We start from the raw sequence: 14,300 nt of genomic DNA, 5'->3' as shown, positions 1-14,300 counted from the left end.
CTACCGAGGCGGTCCGACCGGCTCCACCGTCCGCGCCGGGCGTGGCCGGCGTCTCTCCCGACCGTCCGGACGTACGCCACACGACGCTGTATCCGCTTGCAATAGTGTGTGGCGCACACTATCGTGTGTCACATGGTCACCGACGAGGTCCTCCGGACCCACCTCCAGGAGCTGCGACGCGGCACGATCGTGGTGGCCAGCCTGGTCGCCCTGCGCCGCCCCGACTACGGCTACGCCCTGCTGCAACGGTTGGCCGCGCACGGCTTCGCGGTCGACGCCAACACGCTCTACCCGCTGCTGCGCCGGCTCGAGGAACAGGGCCTGCTGACCAGCGAGTGGAACACCGAGGAGAGCCGGCCGCGCAAGTTCTACCGCACCAGCGACGACGGCGAGACGGTGCTGGGCCGCCTGCTCGACGACCTGACCGCGGTCCAGACGTCCGTCACCCAGTTGATCGAAGGAGTAGGGCGATGAGTTCCCTGACCGACCGCTATCTCGCGGCCACCCTGCGCACCGTGCCGGCGCCGCGCCGCGCCGAACTCGCCGAGGAGTTGCGCGCCTCCATCGCCGACATGATCGACGACCGGACCGCGGGCGGGCAGGACCACGCCTCCGCCGAGCGCGAGGTGCTCACCGAGATGGGCAACCCCGAGCAGCTCGCGGCCCGCTACAGCGACCGCACGCTCCAGCTCATCGGCCCGCGCTACTACCTGCTCTGGTGGCGGGTGCTGCGGATGCTGCTCACCTGGATCCCGGCGATCGTCGGCGTGGTCACCGGCGTGGTCAAGGCGACGGTCGGCGGCGAACCGGGCGCGGCGATCGGCGCCGGCATCGCCAGCGCGTTGCAGACGGCCGTGCAGATCGCGTTCTGGGTCACGCTGTCCTTCGCCGTCCTGGAGCGCACCCGGACCCCGCTGGGCCTGCCCGAGTGGACCGTCGACCAGCTCCCCGAGGAGACCCACGACCGGCAGATCAGCCAGCCGGACAGCGTCGCGTCCGTGGTGTTCCTGCTCGGCACGGTCGGCGTCCTCGTCGGGCAGCACTTCCAGCACTGGGCCAGCGGCGACGGCTCCCGGCTGCCGGTGCTCGACCCGGCGCTCTGGAGCTTCTGGCTCCCGGCGCTGATCGTGGTGCTGCTGGCCACCGTCGGTCTGGAGATCGCGAAGTACCGGTCGGGCCGGTGGACCTGGCCGCTGGTCGCGGTCAACGCGCTGCTCAACCTGGCGTTCGCGGCGCCGGTGGTGTGGCTGCTGCTGACCGACCGGATGCTCAACCCGGACCTGGTCGAGCGGTTCGCCTGGCTCCGCGAGGGCGGGGTGGACGACGTCGCCCGGATCGCCGTGGTGGTCACCGTGGTCATCGCGGTCTGGGACGTGATCGACAGCGCGGTCAAGGCGGTCCGCGCCCGCCGCTGAGGTCCCGACCGGCCCGGCGCCGCCCGCACCGGGCGCGCCGGGCCCTCCGGTACGCCGGGCTTCAGGCCGCCGCGCGTCACTCCCGCGCCAGCAGGGCGTAGACCGCCTCGTCGGTCCACTCCCCCTTGACGAACTCGTTCTCCCGCAGGTGCGCCTCGCGCCGCATGCCCAACCGCTCGATCGACGTGGCGGGAGAGGGTGGGTCGGGTGGCGAGGGCGCCCTTCCGGTCGGGGCGGGCGGGGGCGGGTGGCATGGTCGTACGGTGAGCACCGCAACCACCACCGGCTGGCGACGGCCGGGCCCCACCGCCGAGCAGCTCCGCACCGACCTCTGGATCGGCCTCGGTGTCACCGTGCTGGCCCTGTTCGAGCTGACCCTGGCCCGCAGCACCGGGGCGTTCCTGCTCGGGCCGCCGCCGAGCCTGGCCGAACAGATCTTCTGGACGGCGGCGGCGACCGCGCCGCTGGCCCTGCGCCGACGGTGGCCCACCGCGGTCGCGGTGTTCATCTCGATCGCCTTCATCGCCGGGCAGGCCCGGGCGGTCCCGCTGTCCCAGCTCCCGTCGGGGGCGCTCTTCGCCGCGCTCTACACCCTCGGCGCCTGGGGCACCGACCGGCGACTGGCCGGGCGGGTCCGGGTCGCCATCATCGGCGCCATGTTCGGCTGGCTGGGACTGTCGCTCGCGCTGCGCGCCGACCAGCTCTCGGCGAGCACCTTCGACGGCGCCGCCGGCCCGGTGCCGCCGGTGCTCGCGGCCGTCATCAACGGCGTTCTGTACAACGTCCTGTTCTTCGCCTTCGCCTACTACTCCGGCCAGACCGCCTGGGTGGCCGCGCGCCGCCGGCACGAGCTGCGGGAGCAGGCCGAGCAGCTGCGCCGCTCACAGGAGGAGGCGCGCGAGCGGGCGGTGATGGGGGAACGGGTCCGCATCGCCCGCGAGCTGCACGACGTGGTCGCCCACCACGTGTCGGTCATGGGCGTGCAGGCCGCCGCGTGCCGGCGGGTGTTCGACCGCGACCCGGACAAGGCGCGAACCGCGCTGACCGCGATCGAGGAGACGGCCCGCACCTCGGTGGACGAGCTGCGCCGGATGCTCGGCGTGCTGCGGGACCCGAGCGTCACGTCCGGCGCCGCGCCCGCCGACACCGCCGGCCTCGAGCAGGTCGCCGCGCTCGTCGACCGGGCCCGGGAGACCGGCCTGCGGGTCCAGCTAGGGGTGTACGGCGACCCGACGCCGCTGCCCCGCTCGGTGTCCCAGGCGGCCTACCGGATCGTGCAGGAGGCGGTGACGAACGTGGTCAAGCACGCGTCCGCCACGTCGCTCGACGTGCGGATCCGTTATCTCGACCGGGAGCTGGAGGTCGACGTGAGCGACGACGGGCGCGGCGGAGGGTCGGGCGGCGGGGGCGGACTCGGCCTGATCGGCATGCGTGAGCGGGCCACCGCGCACGGCGGTGAGCTGGAGGCCGGGCCGAGGGCCGGTGGCGGCTTCCGGGTGCGGGCCCGCCTGCCGCTGGCCGTCGAGACCGCCGGGCGGGCGGCGTGACCGGGCCGGCGCCGGACGGGCCGGTGCGGGTCCTGCTCGTCGACGACCAGCACCTGGTCCGCAGCGGCTTCCGCATCATCCTCGAGGTGGAGGACGACATCGAGGTGGTCGGTGAGGCCGCCGACGGGGAGCGGGCCGTAGCGATGGCCGCCGCGCTGCGACCGGACGTGGTGCTGATGGACGTGGAGATGCCGGTGCTCGACGGGCTGGCGGCGACCCGCCGGATCACCGGCGACGCCACCGGGGACGGCCCGGCCGTGCTGATCCTCACCACCTTCGACCGCGACGACTACCTCTTCGCGGCGCTGCGTGCCGGGGCGAGCGGCTTCCTGCTCAAGAACGGCACGCCGGAGGATCTGGTCGAGGCGGTCCGGGTGGTGGCGCGCGGCGAGGGACTGATCGCGCCCGCGCTCACCCGCCGGGTGATCTCCACCTTCGCCCGTCCCGGTGCCGCGCCGCCCGACCCTCGGCACGACGCCGCGACGGCGGAACTGACCCCCCGGGAGCGTGAGGTGCTGGCGCTGGTGGCGCGAGGCGCCAGCAACGCGGAGGTCGCCGCCGTCCTGCACGTCGGCGAGGCGACCGTGAAGACCCACGTGAGCCGGGTGCTGGCCAAGCTGGGGCTGCGGGACCGGGTCCAGGCGGTGATCTTCGCGTACGAGCACGGCATCGTGCGGCCCGGCGGCTGACGGCATCCGCCGCGCGGCGGACCCCGATGATCAACCCCTGGTGGGACGCCGTCGCGCCCGCCCGACCGTAGCGTCGGGCGCATGACCAGCGTGCTCCACCTGGACGGCGTCGACCGCAGCTTCGACGGACGTCAGGTGCTCTCCGACGTCACCTTCGACGTGGCCGCCGGCCGGCTGACCGGGTTCGTCGGCGGCAACGGCGCCGGCAAGACCACCACGATGCGGATCATCCTCGGCGTGCTCGCCCCGGACGCCGGGCAGGTGACGTGGCGGGGGGACCGGCTCACCCGGGACGCCCGGCGGCGGTTCGGCTACATGCCGGAGGAACGGGGCCTCTATCCGAAGATGACCACCCGCGAGCAGGTGGCCCACCTCGGGCGCCTGTACGGGTTGGACGCGCCGGCGGCGCGCCGGCGGACCGACGCGCTGTTGGACCGGATCGGCCTCGGCGAGCGCGGCGACGACCTGCTGGAGACGCTGTCGCTGGGCAACCAGCAGCGGGCGCAGATCGCGGCCGCGCTGGTGCACGACCCGGAGGTGCTGATCCTCGACGAGCCCTTCTCCGGGCTCGACCCCCTCGCCGTCGACACGGTGGTCGCGGTGCTGCGGGAACGGGCCGCCGCCGGGGCGCCCGTGCTCTTCTCCAGCCACCAGCTCGACGTGGTGGAACGGATCTGCGACGACCTGGTGATCATCGCGGGCGGCACCATCCGGGCCGCCGGCCCCCGGGAGGAGCTGCGCGCCGCGTACACCCTGCCCCGGTTCGAGCTGGTGGTCGACGGCGACGCCGGCTGGCTGCGGGATCAGGCCGGGGTGGAGCTGGTCGACCTCGACGGCGCCCGCGCGGTGTTCGACCTGGAACCCACCGTCGACGACCAGTCCGTGCTGCGCGCGGCGCTGGCCCGCGGCCCGGTGCGCGCCTTCCACCCGGTCACCCCGTCCCTCGCCGAGATCTTCCGAGAGGTCAACCAGTGAACACCTACCAGGCCACCCGGTTGGTCGCCGCCCGCGAGATCAGGGTCAAGCTGCGCGACAAGACGTTCCGCTACGGCACCCTGGTCTTCCTGCTCATCGCGATCGCCTCCACGGTGCTCCCGGCGATGCTGCAGGGCGGACCGTCCACCGTGGCGGCGCCCGCCGCGGCCGCCGGCCCGCTGCGCGCGGCCGGCCTGGACGTCCTCGTGGTCGCCGACGACGCGGCCGCCGAGCGGGCGGTACGCGACGGCGACGCGGACGCGGCGGTGGTCGCCGGCCCGACCGTGCTCGGCGACCAGCGGGCCCCGGACGACGTGGTCCAGGCGCTCAGCGTGGCCCCGACGGTGCGGCTGCTCGACCCCGACGCGGTGGACCCGGTCACCGCCTACCTGGTGCCGTTCGCCTTCGCGTTCGTCTTCTTCATCATGTCCCAGACCTTCGGCATCCAGGTCGCGCAGAGCGTCACCGAGGAGAAGCAGACCCGGATCGTGGAGATCCTGGTCGCCGCCGTGCCGGTCCGGGCGCTGCTGGCCGGCAAGATCGTCGCCGCCGGCGCGCTGGCGCTGGGACAGGTGGCGCTGATCGCGGTCGCCGCGGTGGCCGGGCTGCGGCTGACCGGTGGCGGGGACCTGCTCGCCCTGGTCGCCCCCGCGCTCGGCTGGTTCGTGCCCTTCTTCCTGCTCGGCTTCCTGCTGCTGGCGGCGATGTGGGCGGCCGCCGGCGCGCTGGTCAACCGGCAGGAGGACATCGCCGGGGCGTCCACCCCGGTGCAACTGGCGGTGATGGCGCCGTTCTTCGCGGTGGTGTTCCTCAACGACAACGCCACCGCGATGCGGATCCTGTCGTACCTGCCGCTGTCCGCACCGACCGCGATGCCGGTGCGGCTGTTCACCGGCGACGCGGCGACCTGGGAGCCGTTCGTGGCGCTGGCGCTGCTGCTGGCCGCGGCGGCCGGCTTCCTCGCCGCCGGGGCGCGGATCTACCAGGGATCGCTGCTGCGCACCAACGGGCGGACGTCGGTGCGTGCGGCCTGGCGACAGCGCGAGACGGTCGGCTGACCGCGGCCGCCCCGCCCGGCCCGGGACCGGCCGGCGGGGCGGCGGAGCCGATCCGACCTGCGCGAGGATCGCCGACCATGAGTACGGACCCGACCCACCTGCGCGCCCTCGCCGACGAGTGCGTCGACCTGGTGTCCCGGCAGTTCGGCCACCGGCTGGACTGGTCGCCCGAGAGTCTGTCGACGCTCGACGGGGTGTGCGCCGACCTGATCGCCGTGACGACGGGCCGCGACGAGCATCGCGGCGTCCGCCATGGACGACGGCCCGACGCCCGGGAGGTCCGGGTGTCGGGCCGTCGCGGCGGTCCGGGTCAGCCGACCGCGGCCATCACCTCGTCGGAGACGTCGAAGTTGGCGTAGACGTTCTGCACGTCGTCGCAGTCCTCCAGCACGTCGATCAGCTTGAAGATCTTGCGCGCGCCCTCCTCGTCCAGCGGCACGTTCACGCTGGGGATCAGGGAGGACTCGGCCGACTCGTACTCGATCCCGGCGTCCTGCAGGGCGGTGCGCACCGCGATCAGGTCGCCCGGCTCGGAGACCACCTCGTACGCCTCACCGAGGTCGTTGACCTCCTCGGCGCCGGCGTCGAGGACGGCCATCATCACGTCGTCCTCGCTGGTGTCGGCCTTGGGCACGATCACCACGCCCTTGCGGGAGAACATGTACGACACCGAGCCGGCGTCGGCGAGCGAGCCGCCGTTGCGGGTCAGCGCGGTGCGCACCTCGGTGGCGGCGCGGTTGCGGTTGTCGGTGAGGCACTCGATCAGCATCGCCACGCCGCTCGGGCCGTAGCCCTCGTACATGATCGTCTGCCAGTCGGCGCCGCCCGCCTCCAGCCCGGAGCCGCGCTTGACCGCGCGGTCGATGTTGTCGTTCGGGACCGAGTTCTTCTTCGCCTTCTGGATGGCGTCGTAGAGGGTCGGGTTGCCGGCCGGGTCGCCGCCGCCGGTGCGGGCCGCCACCTCGACGTTCTTGATCAGCTTGGCGAACATCTTGCCGCGCTTGGCGTCGATCACGGCCTTCTTGTGCTTGGTGGTCGCCCACTTTGAGTGGCCGGACATCTGAGTACCTCCGTTAGTGATCCACGCCCGCGTCCGCAGCCCGCGCCGGAGCCGAACCCGGCAATCCTACCGAGGCCACGGCCGGCCGGCACCCACGGGCGCACCGTCAGGCGGCGGCCCGGACCACGTCGACGAAGTGACGGTGCAGGCGAAGGTCGCCGGTCAGCTCCGGGTGGAACGACGTGGCCAGCAGGTTCCCCTGGCGGACCGCGACGATCCGGTCGGCCGCCGGGCCGTCGGTGACCCGGCCGAGCACCTCCACGCCGGGGCCGACCCGCTCGACCCAGGGCGCGCGGATGAAGACCGCGTGGAACGGCTCGCCGTCGACCCCGGCGAGCGTCACCGGCGCCTCGAACGAGTCGACCTGGCGGCCGAACGCGTTGCGCCGGACGGTCATCTCGATGCCGGCGAAGCCGCGCTGGTCGGGGCGGCCGTCCAGCACCTCCGTGGCCAGCATGATCATGCCGGCGCAGGAGCCGTAGACCGGCATGCCGGCGGCGATCCGCTTGTCGATCGGCTCGCGCATCTCGAAGATGTCCACCAGCTTGCTGATCGTGGTCGACTCGCCGCCGGGCACCACCAGGCCGTCGACCGCGTCCAGCTCGCCCGGCCGGCGCACCGCCCGGGCGTCGGCGCCCGCGCCGGCCAGCGCCGCGACGTGCTCGCGTACGTCGCCCTGAAGCGCGAGCACGCCGATCACCGGTCCGGTCACAGTGCTCCTTCGAAGGTGTTAAAAGGGGGCCCCGCCTCTACCGGAGGCGTTAAGAAGGGGCCCTTCCTTGGGTTTACCAGCCGCGCTCGGCGAGGCGGTGCGGCTGGGGGATCTCGTCGACGTTGATGCCGACCATCGCCTCGCCCAGCCCGCGCGACACCTTGGCCAGCACGTCCGGGTCGTCGTGGAACGTGGTCGCCTTGACGATCGCCGCGGCCCGCTGGGCCGGGTTGCCGGACTTGAAGATGCCCGAGCCGACGAACACGCCCTCGGCGCCGAGCTGCATCATCATGGCCGCGTCCGCCGGGGTGGCGATGCCGCCGGCGGTGAACAGCACGACCGGCAGCTTGCCCCGCTCGGCGACCTCCTTGACCAGCTCGTACGGGGCCTGGAGCTCCTTCGCCGCGACGTACAGCTCGTCGGCCGGCAGCGTCTGGAGCCGGCGGATCTCCTGCCGGATCTTCCGCATGTGGGTGGTGGCGTTGGAGACGTCCCCGGTGCCCGCCTCGCCCTTCGAGCGGATCATGGCGGCGCCCTCGGTGATCCGACGCAGCGCCTCGCCCAGGTTGGTCGCGCCGCACACGAACGGGACGGTGAACGCCCACTTGTCGATGTGGTTGGCGTAGTCGGCCGGGGTCAGCACCTCGGACTCGTCGACGTAGTCGACGCCGAGCGCCTGCAGGATCCGCGCCTCGACGAAGTGGCCGATCCGGGCCTTGGCCATCACCGGGATCGAGACGGCGGAGATGATGCCGTCGATCATGTCCGGGTCGCTCATCCGGGACACGCCGCCCTGGGCGCGGATGTCGGCCGGCACGCGCTCCAGGGCCATCACGGCCACGGCGCCGGCGTCCTCGGCGATCTTCGCCTGCTCGGGGGTGACCACGTCCATGATCACGCCGCCCTTGAGCATCTCGGCCATGCCGCGCTTGACGCGGGCGGTGCCGACGGTGGCGTCGGTGGTCGGTGCGGTGGATTCAGACACGGGTCATCGCTCCTCGGCGGGCTGGGGAGGGGGCTGCGCTGGAATGCTACGACCGGCGCGGCGCCGCTCCGACAGCCAATCGGCCCCCCGGTGGCCTGCGCTGTGGCCGCCGTCACGACCCCCGGCCCGGTCAGCCGGTGGGGACGTCCGCGCGCGGGACCACCGTCGGGTCGTCGATGTCGAAGTAGCGGGGCCACTCCCGCCCCCGTCCCATCCGGAACAGCCGCACCACCGGACGGCTCCGGGCCGAGCGGGCGTCCCGGACCAGGTCGGTGTGCACCTGCCGGGCCAGCGCCAGCCGCCGGCTCGCCGCGATCACCGCCGCGCAGGCCGCGTCGTCCGGGTCCAGCAGGACCGCGCGCAACTGCCGGGTGAGGTCGTTCTCGGCGGCCTCGCGCTCCTCCGGGGCGGCGTCCAGCGCGATCCGGGCGGCGGCGTACAGCTCCACGCCGTACCGCTGCTCGGCCAGCACCGCGGCGGCGGCCGCGCGGCGCAGCAGGTGCGCGTCGAGCGCGCGCGCCGCGGAGTCCGCCCGGACCTGCAGCCGCTGCACCCGGCCGGAGGTCCAGATCAGGTACGCCGAGACCAGCCCGAGCACCAGGGCCGCGCCCACCACCCACCACATGCCCGGCATCGTAGTGCTGCTCCTCATCCCGGCCGGCCGGCGCGGGCACCGGTCGACGCGCTCGTCACAGCGGCCCCACCGGCCACCGTGGTCAGCCCAGCCCCGCCCACTCCTGGTCCATGACCCGGCCGTCGGTGGCCTCGATCGCGGCTGCGTATACCTCCAGAACGCGGCGGGCAACCACGGGCCAGTCGAAATTCGCCACCACCTGGTCGCCGGCGGCGGTCAGCCCGGCCCGCTGGCCGTCGTCGTCGAGCAGTTCGGTCAGCGCGGCGCCCAGCGCCACCGCGTCGCCGGTCGGGAAGAGCCGGCCGGCCCGCCCGCCGTCGAGCACCCGGCGGAACGCGTCCAGGTCGCTGGCGACCACGGTGGTGCCGGCGGCGAGCGCCTCGGTGAGGATCATCCCGAAGGATTCCCCACCGGTGTTCGGTGCGACGTAGAGGTGCACGCTGCGCAGCATGCGTGCCTTGTCCGCCTCGGAGACCAGGCCGAGGAACGTGACCCGGTCGCGCAGCTCGGCGGGGAACCGCCCGTACAGCTCGTCGGCGTCGCCCGGGCCGGCCACCAGCAGGCGCAGCCCGGGGCGGTGCGGCGCGAGCGCGACGAACGCGTCGCGCAGGATCGGGAAGCCCTTGCGGGGCTCGGTGAACCGGCCCAGGAACCCCAGCGTGCCGCCGGCGCCCGGGGCGCACTCCCCCGGCCAGTCGGGCAGTGGCGCCACCCCGGCGAACTTCGCCACCGCCACCCCGTTGGGGATCTCCACCGCGCCGCCGTCCATGTGCTCGACCTGCACCTTGCGGGCGAGCGCGCTGACCGCGATCCGGGCGGTGATCCGCTCCAGCACGATCCGCAGCACCCCCTGCGCGGCGGAGAGCACCCGGGATCGGGTCATCGCGGTGTGGAAGGTGGCCACCACCGGGCCGCGGGCGCAGAGCACCGCCAGCATCGACAGGCTCGGGGTGAGCGGCTCGTGCACGTGCAGCACGTCGAAGTCGCCGCGGGTGATCCAGCGGCGCACCCGGGCGGTGGAGACGGGGCCGAACGCGATCCGGGCCACCGAACCGTTGTACGGCAGCGGCACGGCCCGGCCCGCCGACACCACGTACGGCGGCAACGGCGCGTCCTCGTCGGCCGGGGCCAGCACACTCACCTCGTGGCCGAGCCCGAGCAGCGCCTCGGCCAGATCCATGACGTGGTTCTGCACCCCGCCCGGGACGTCGAAGGAGTACGGGCACACGATGCCGATCCGCACTTGCGCCCCCTCTAGACCGTCCCGGTGGTGGCCGGCGGCTGCGCCGACGTGGGCGCGCCCTGCGGACCCTGGTCCAGCCACATCCGCTGCAGCATGTGCCAGTCTTCCGGATGCCGGGCGATGCCCGCCGCCAGACCGTCGGCAATCCGCTGGGTCACCACGCGAACCCGCTCGTCGAGCGGGGCGCTGTCCTCGGCCGGCAGCGGCAGCGGGCCCTCGATCGAGGCGCACGCCGCGTCCGGTTCGTACCACATCGAGGCCACGTAGAGCGGGGCGCCGGTGCGGATGGCCAGCAGCGCCGGACCGGCCGGCATCCGGGTCCGGCCGCCGAAGAAGTCCACCTCCACGCCCCGCGCGGAGAGGTCCCGGTCGGCCAGCAGCGGCACCACCGAGCCGGCCCGCAGCCGGTCCACCAGCACGTCGAACGCGGGACGGGGGCCGCCGTGGGTGGGCAGGATCTCCATCCCCAGCCCCGCCCGGAACGCCACGAACCGCTCGTAGACCCCCTCCGGCTTCAGCCGCTCCATCACCGTGGTCATCGGCCAGCCGGTGGCGGCCACCCAGGCGCCCGCGGCGTCCCAGTTGCCGGCGTGCGGCAGCGCCACCACCGCGCCGCGCCCGGCCGCCACGTCCGCGGCGAGTTTGTCGGCGCCGTCGAGGCGGAACCCGGCGAGGATCTCCGACCGGCTCAGGCTCGGCAGCCGGAACGCCTCCATCCAGTACCGGGCGTACGAGCGCAGGCCGGCGCGGACCAGCGCGTCCAGCTCCGCCTCGGGCAGCTCCGGGCCGACCACCCGGCGCAGGTTGGCGCGCAGTCGACGCGTACCCCCGCCGTCCTTGCGGTGGGCGCGGTCGGCGCCCGCACGGAAGGCCGCGGCCGCGACGGGCCGGGGCAGCGCCCGGATCAGGCGCCAGCCCGCGACGAAGCCCGCCTCGGTGAGGTTCACTCCGCGCCGACCCGCTGGGCCTGCCGGTAGACGTGGGCCATCCGCTGCCCCACCGTGAAGATCGAGACGGCGGCGAGCAGCCAGAGCGCGACCTCCAGCGCGGGGCGGACGCCGACGCCGGTGAGCAGGCCGCCGACGCCGACGATGAGCAGCCGCTCGGTGCGCTCGGCGATCCCGACGTTGCAGGTCATGCCGAGCCCCTCGGCCCGGGCCTTCACGTAGGAGACCAGGCCGCCCGCGGCCAGGCAGATCAGCGCCGCCGCCACGCCCGAGTAGTCGTGCTCGGTGGCCAGCCAGTAGGCGACCGCGCCGAAGACCGCGCTGTCGGCGACCCGGTCCATGCTCGAGTCGAGGAACGCCCCGAACCGGGTCGAGCCGCCGCTCATCCGGGCCATCGTGCCGTCGAGCAGGTCGGTGAGGGCGAAGACCGTGACGATCAGCGCGCCGGCGACCAGATGGCCGCGCGCGCCGAAGCCGAGCGCGCCGACGAGCACGCCGACGGTGCCGGTCACGGTGACCGCGTTGGGGGACACGCCCGCGCGGAGCAGTCCGCGCGCGATCGGCTCCACGACGCGGGTCATGCCCGCGCGGGCCGTCACTTGGAAGATCTTCGCCATGGCGGTCCCACGATAACGGCCGGCAGCGGCCGGGGACACAGCCGGGCGGACGACCCGCCCGACGACCCTTGTGCCGGCACCGGCGCGGGTGTGAGATCGAGCCAGGAGGTGAGCCAGTTCACCGGATCACCGGTCCGCGTTCCCGTCCAGCAGCAGATCACCGGAAAATATCGCCGCGGCGCCCGTCCGGGTCCGCTCCCCCGTCGCCCGCGGCGGTCGCCACCACCACCGGTTGAGGGAGGTGCGCCGCGATGGCGCAGAAGAACGAGAAGGGTGTCACCGGCGGCGCGCCGGTGGTGACCGAGCCCGGCAGGGTTCGCAACGTGGTGCTCGTCGGGCACTCCGGCGCGGGCAAGACGACCCTGGTCGAGGCGCTGCTGGCGGCCAGCGGCACGATCGGCCGGGCCGGCTCGGTCACCGAGGGCACCACGGTCTGCGACCACGACCCCGCCGCCGTGCGCCAGCAGCGCTCGGTGAGCCTGGCCTGCGCCCCGCTGACGCACCGCGACGTCAAGGTCAACCTCCTGGACACGCCGGGCTACGGCGACTTCGTCGGCGAGCTGCGCGCGGGGCTGCGCGCCGCCGACGCGGCGCTGTTCGTGGTCTCCGCGGTGGACGGGATGGACGCCGCCACCGCCGCTCTCTGGGAGGAGTGCGCCGCGGTGGACATGCCGCGCGCGGTGGTCGTCTCCCGGCTCGACCACCCGCGCGCCGACTTCGACGAGGCCGTCGCGCTCTGCCAGCGGGTCTTCGGCGACAACGTGATGCCGCTCTACCTGCCCATGCTCGGCGACGACGGCGAGTCGGTGGCCGGTCTGATGGGCCTGATCACCCGCCGCGTGTTCGACTACTCCGCCGGGCTGCCGGCGGCGGTGCGCGAGCCGGACCCGGAGCACCTGCCGGCCATCCAGGAGGCCCGCGACGAGCTGATCGAGGGGATCATCGCGGAGAGCGAGGACGAGACCCTGATGGACCGCTACCTCGGGGGCGAGCAGATCGACCCGCAGGTGCTCATCACGGACCTGGAAACGGCGGTCGCCAGCGGCCACTTCTACCCGGTGGTGCCGGTCTGCGCGGAGACCGGCGTCGGCCTGGACGCGCTGCTCGACGGCCTGGTGACGGCGTTCCCGTCGCCGCTGGAGCACGACCTGCCGGCGGTCACCGGGGTGGACGGCTCGCCCCGCCCCCCGCTGACCTGCGACCCGGACGGCCCGCTGGTCGCCGAGGTGGTCAAGACGACTGTCGACCGCCACGTCGGGCGGGTCTCGCTGGTCCGGGTCTTCTCCGGCACGCTCCGCCCCGACCAGGTGATCCACGTGTCCGGGCACGGCATGGCCGAGCTGGGCCACCCGGACCACGACGCCGACGAGCGGGTCGGCCACGTCTACAGCCCGCTCGGCGCGACCCTGCGCGAGGTGCCGGCCTGCGTCGCCGGTGACCTCTGCGCGGTCACCAAGTCGGGCAGCGCGGAGACCGGCGACACCATCTCCGCCAAGGACGAGCCGCTGCTGGTCGCGCCCTGGGAGATGCCCGAGCCGCTGCTGCCGGTGGCGGTGGTGGCGCGCAGCCGGGCCGACGAGGACGCGCTGGCGCGCAACCTGTCCCGGCTCGTCGCCGGTGACCCGACGCTGCGGCTGGAGCGCAACCCGGAGACCCACCAGCTGGTGCTCTGGTGCATGGGCGAGGCGCACGCGGACGTGGTGCTCGACCGGTTGCGCGGCGGCGGGGTCGAGCTGGAGACCGAACCGGTCCGGGTGGCGCTGCGGGAGACCCTCACCACGGCCGCACGCGGGCACGGCCGGCACGTCAAGCAGTCCGGCGGCCACGGCCAGTACGCGGTCTGCGACATCGAGGTGGAGCCGCTGCCCCGGGGCGCCGGCTTCGAGTTCGTCGACCGGGTGGTCGGCGGCGCGGTCCCGCACAACTACATCCCCTCGGTGGAGAAGGGCGTCCGGGCCCAGATGGAGCGCGGCCTGGTGGCCGGTCACCCGGTGGTCGACCTGCGGGTGACGCTCGTCGACGGCAAGGCGCACAGCGTCGACTCCTCCGACGCCGCGTTCCAGACCGCCGGCGCGCTGGCCCTGCGCGACGCCGCCGAGAAGGGTCAGCCGACGCTGCTGGAACCGGTCGACGAGATCACCGTCCGGGTGGCCGACTCCTCGGTCGGCGCGGTGATGGGCGACCTGTCCGGGCGGCGCGGCCGGGTGCTCGGCACCGAGCCCGACCCGGACGCCGAGGGCCGCACCCTGGTCCGCGCCGAGGTGCCCGCCACCGAGCTGCTGCGGTACGCGGTGGAGCTGCGGTCGATGACCGCCGGCACCGGCACGTTCCGGCGCGAGTTCGCCCGCCACGAGCCCATGCCCGCCCACCTGGCCGACCAGGCCCGCAAGGAGTCCTCCACCCGGTCCTGACGGTCGC

At 74.2% G+C, this 14,300-nt stretch carries 15 protein-coding genes; 8 read left to right on the top strand and 7 right to left on the bottom strand.

What is annotated here, in order from left to right:
* Positions 1-132 precede the first annotated feature (132 nt).
* From O7600_RS30005 to O7600_RS29975, 7 genes are all read left to right on the top strand, one after another.
* Positions 133-474: a PadR family transcriptional regulator gene (locus tag O7600_RS30005; RefSeq protein ID WP_091578193.1), complete on the top strand. Its 342-nt coding sequence runs from the start codon at positions 133-135 to the stop codon at positions 472-474.
* Positions 471-1,415, top strand: a complete 945-nt coding sequence (locus tag O7600_RS30000; RefSeq protein WP_281591695.1) for a permease prefix domain 1-containing protein — start codon at positions 471-473, stop codon at positions 1,413-1,415. The genes O7600_RS30005 and O7600_RS30000 overlap by 4 nt, the downstream gene beginning before the upstream one ends.
* Positions 1,416-1,678: 263 nt before the next feature.
* Positions 1,679-2,962: a sensor histidine kinase gene (locus O7600_RS29995; RefSeq protein ID WP_281591694.1), complete on the top strand. Its 1,284-nt coding sequence runs from the start codon at positions 1,679-1,681 to the stop codon at positions 2,960-2,962.
* Positions 2,959-3,651 carry a response regulator transcription factor gene (locus O7600_RS29990; protein ID WP_281591693.1) on the top strand — a complete coding sequence of 231 codons (693 nt, stop codon included), beginning with the start codon at positions 2,959-2,961 and terminating at the stop codon, positions 3,649-3,651. The genes O7600_RS29995 and O7600_RS29990 overlap by 4 nt, the downstream gene beginning before the upstream one ends.
* Positions 3,652-3,732: 81 nt before the next feature.
* On the top strand, positions 3,733-4,626 hold the full coding sequence (locus O7600_RS29985; RefSeq protein ID WP_281591692.1) for an ATP-binding cassette domain-containing protein: 894 nt from the start codon (positions 3,733-3,735) through the stop codon (positions 4,624-4,626).
* The gene (locus O7600_RS29980) at positions 4,623-5,684 is read left to right on the top strand and encodes an ABC transporter permease (protein WP_281591691.1); all 1,062 of its coding nucleotides are present in this window, start codon (positions 4,623-4,625) and stop codon (positions 5,682-5,684) included. The genes O7600_RS29985 and O7600_RS29980 overlap by 4 nt, the downstream gene beginning before the upstream one ends.
* Positions 5,685-5,761: 77 nt before the next feature.
* Entirely contained in the window at positions 5,762-6,043 is a 282-nt protein-coding gene (locus O7600_RS29975; protein WP_281591690.1) for a hypothetical protein, read from the top strand.
* On the opposite strand, the gene O7600_RS29970 is transcribed toward O7600_RS29975, so the two are convergent.
* The 7 genes from O7600_RS29970 to pgsA form a co-directional block, all read right to left on the bottom strand.
* The gene (locus tag O7600_RS29970; RefSeq protein WP_099161583.1) at positions 5,995-6,744 is read right to left on the bottom strand and encodes a YebC/PmpR family DNA-binding transcriptional regulator; all 750 of its coding nucleotides are present in this window, start codon (positions 6,742-6,744) and stop codon (positions 5,995-5,997) included. The genes O7600_RS29975 and O7600_RS29970 overlap by 49 nt on opposite strands.
* A 106-nt stretch (positions 6,745-6,850) precedes the next feature.
* The gene (gene pdxT, locus O7600_RS29965) at positions 6,851-7,456 is read right to left on the bottom strand and encodes a pyridoxal 5'-phosphate synthase glutaminase subunit PdxT (RefSeq protein WP_091578217.1); all 606 of its coding nucleotides are present in this window, start codon (positions 7,454-7,456) and stop codon (positions 6,851-6,853) included.
* A 73-nt stretch (positions 7,457-7,529) separates the two neighbouring features.
* Complete coding sequence (pdxS, locus tag O7600_RS29960) at positions 7,530-8,441, bottom strand: pyridoxal 5'-phosphate synthase lyase subunit PdxS (RefSeq protein ID WP_091578220.1); 912 nt, start codon at positions 8,439-8,441, stop codon at positions 7,530-7,532.
* A 130-nt stretch (positions 8,442-8,571) separates the two neighbouring features.
* Positions 8,572-9,075, bottom strand: a complete 504-nt coding sequence (locus tag O7600_RS29955; RefSeq protein WP_281591689.1) for a hypothetical protein — start codon at positions 9,073-9,075, stop codon at positions 8,572-8,574.
* An 82-nt stretch (positions 9,076-9,157) separates the two neighbouring features.
* Complete coding sequence (locus O7600_RS29950) at positions 9,158-10,318, bottom strand: glycosyltransferase family 4 protein (RefSeq protein ID WP_281591688.1); 1,161 nt, start codon at positions 10,316-10,318, stop codon at positions 9,158-9,160.
* An 11-nt stretch (positions 10,319-10,329) separates the two neighbouring features.
* On the bottom strand, positions 10,330-11,265 hold the full coding sequence (locus tag O7600_RS29945; protein WP_281591687.1) for a phosphatidylinositol mannoside acyltransferase: 936 nt from the start codon (positions 11,263-11,265) through the stop codon (positions 10,330-10,332).
* Positions 11,262-11,882, bottom strand: coding sequence for a phosphatidylinositol phosphate synthase (pgsA, locus tag O7600_RS29940; RefSeq protein WP_281591686.1), 621 nt, complete (start codon positions 11,880-11,882; stop codon positions 11,262-11,264). The genes O7600_RS29945 and pgsA overlap by 4 nt, the downstream gene beginning before the upstream one ends.
* Positions 11,883-12,133: 251 nt before the next feature.
* Between pgsA and O7600_RS29935 the strand changes: the two genes are divergently transcribed.
* Entirely contained in the window at positions 12,134-14,293 is a 2,160-nt protein-coding gene (locus O7600_RS29935; RefSeq protein WP_281591685.1) for an elongation factor G-like protein EF-G2, read from the top strand.
* The last annotated feature ends 7 nt before the right edge of the window (positions 14,294-14,300 follow it).

Origin of the sequence: Micromonospora sp. WMMA1998, assembly GCF_027497375.1 — a bacterium.
In the GTDB taxonomy this organism is placed as follows: domain Bacteria; phylum Actinomycetota; class Actinomycetes; order Mycobacteriales; family Micromonosporaceae; genus Micromonospora; species Micromonospora sediminicola.
This window is presented reverse-complemented; position numbering and strand designations above follow the sequence as displayed.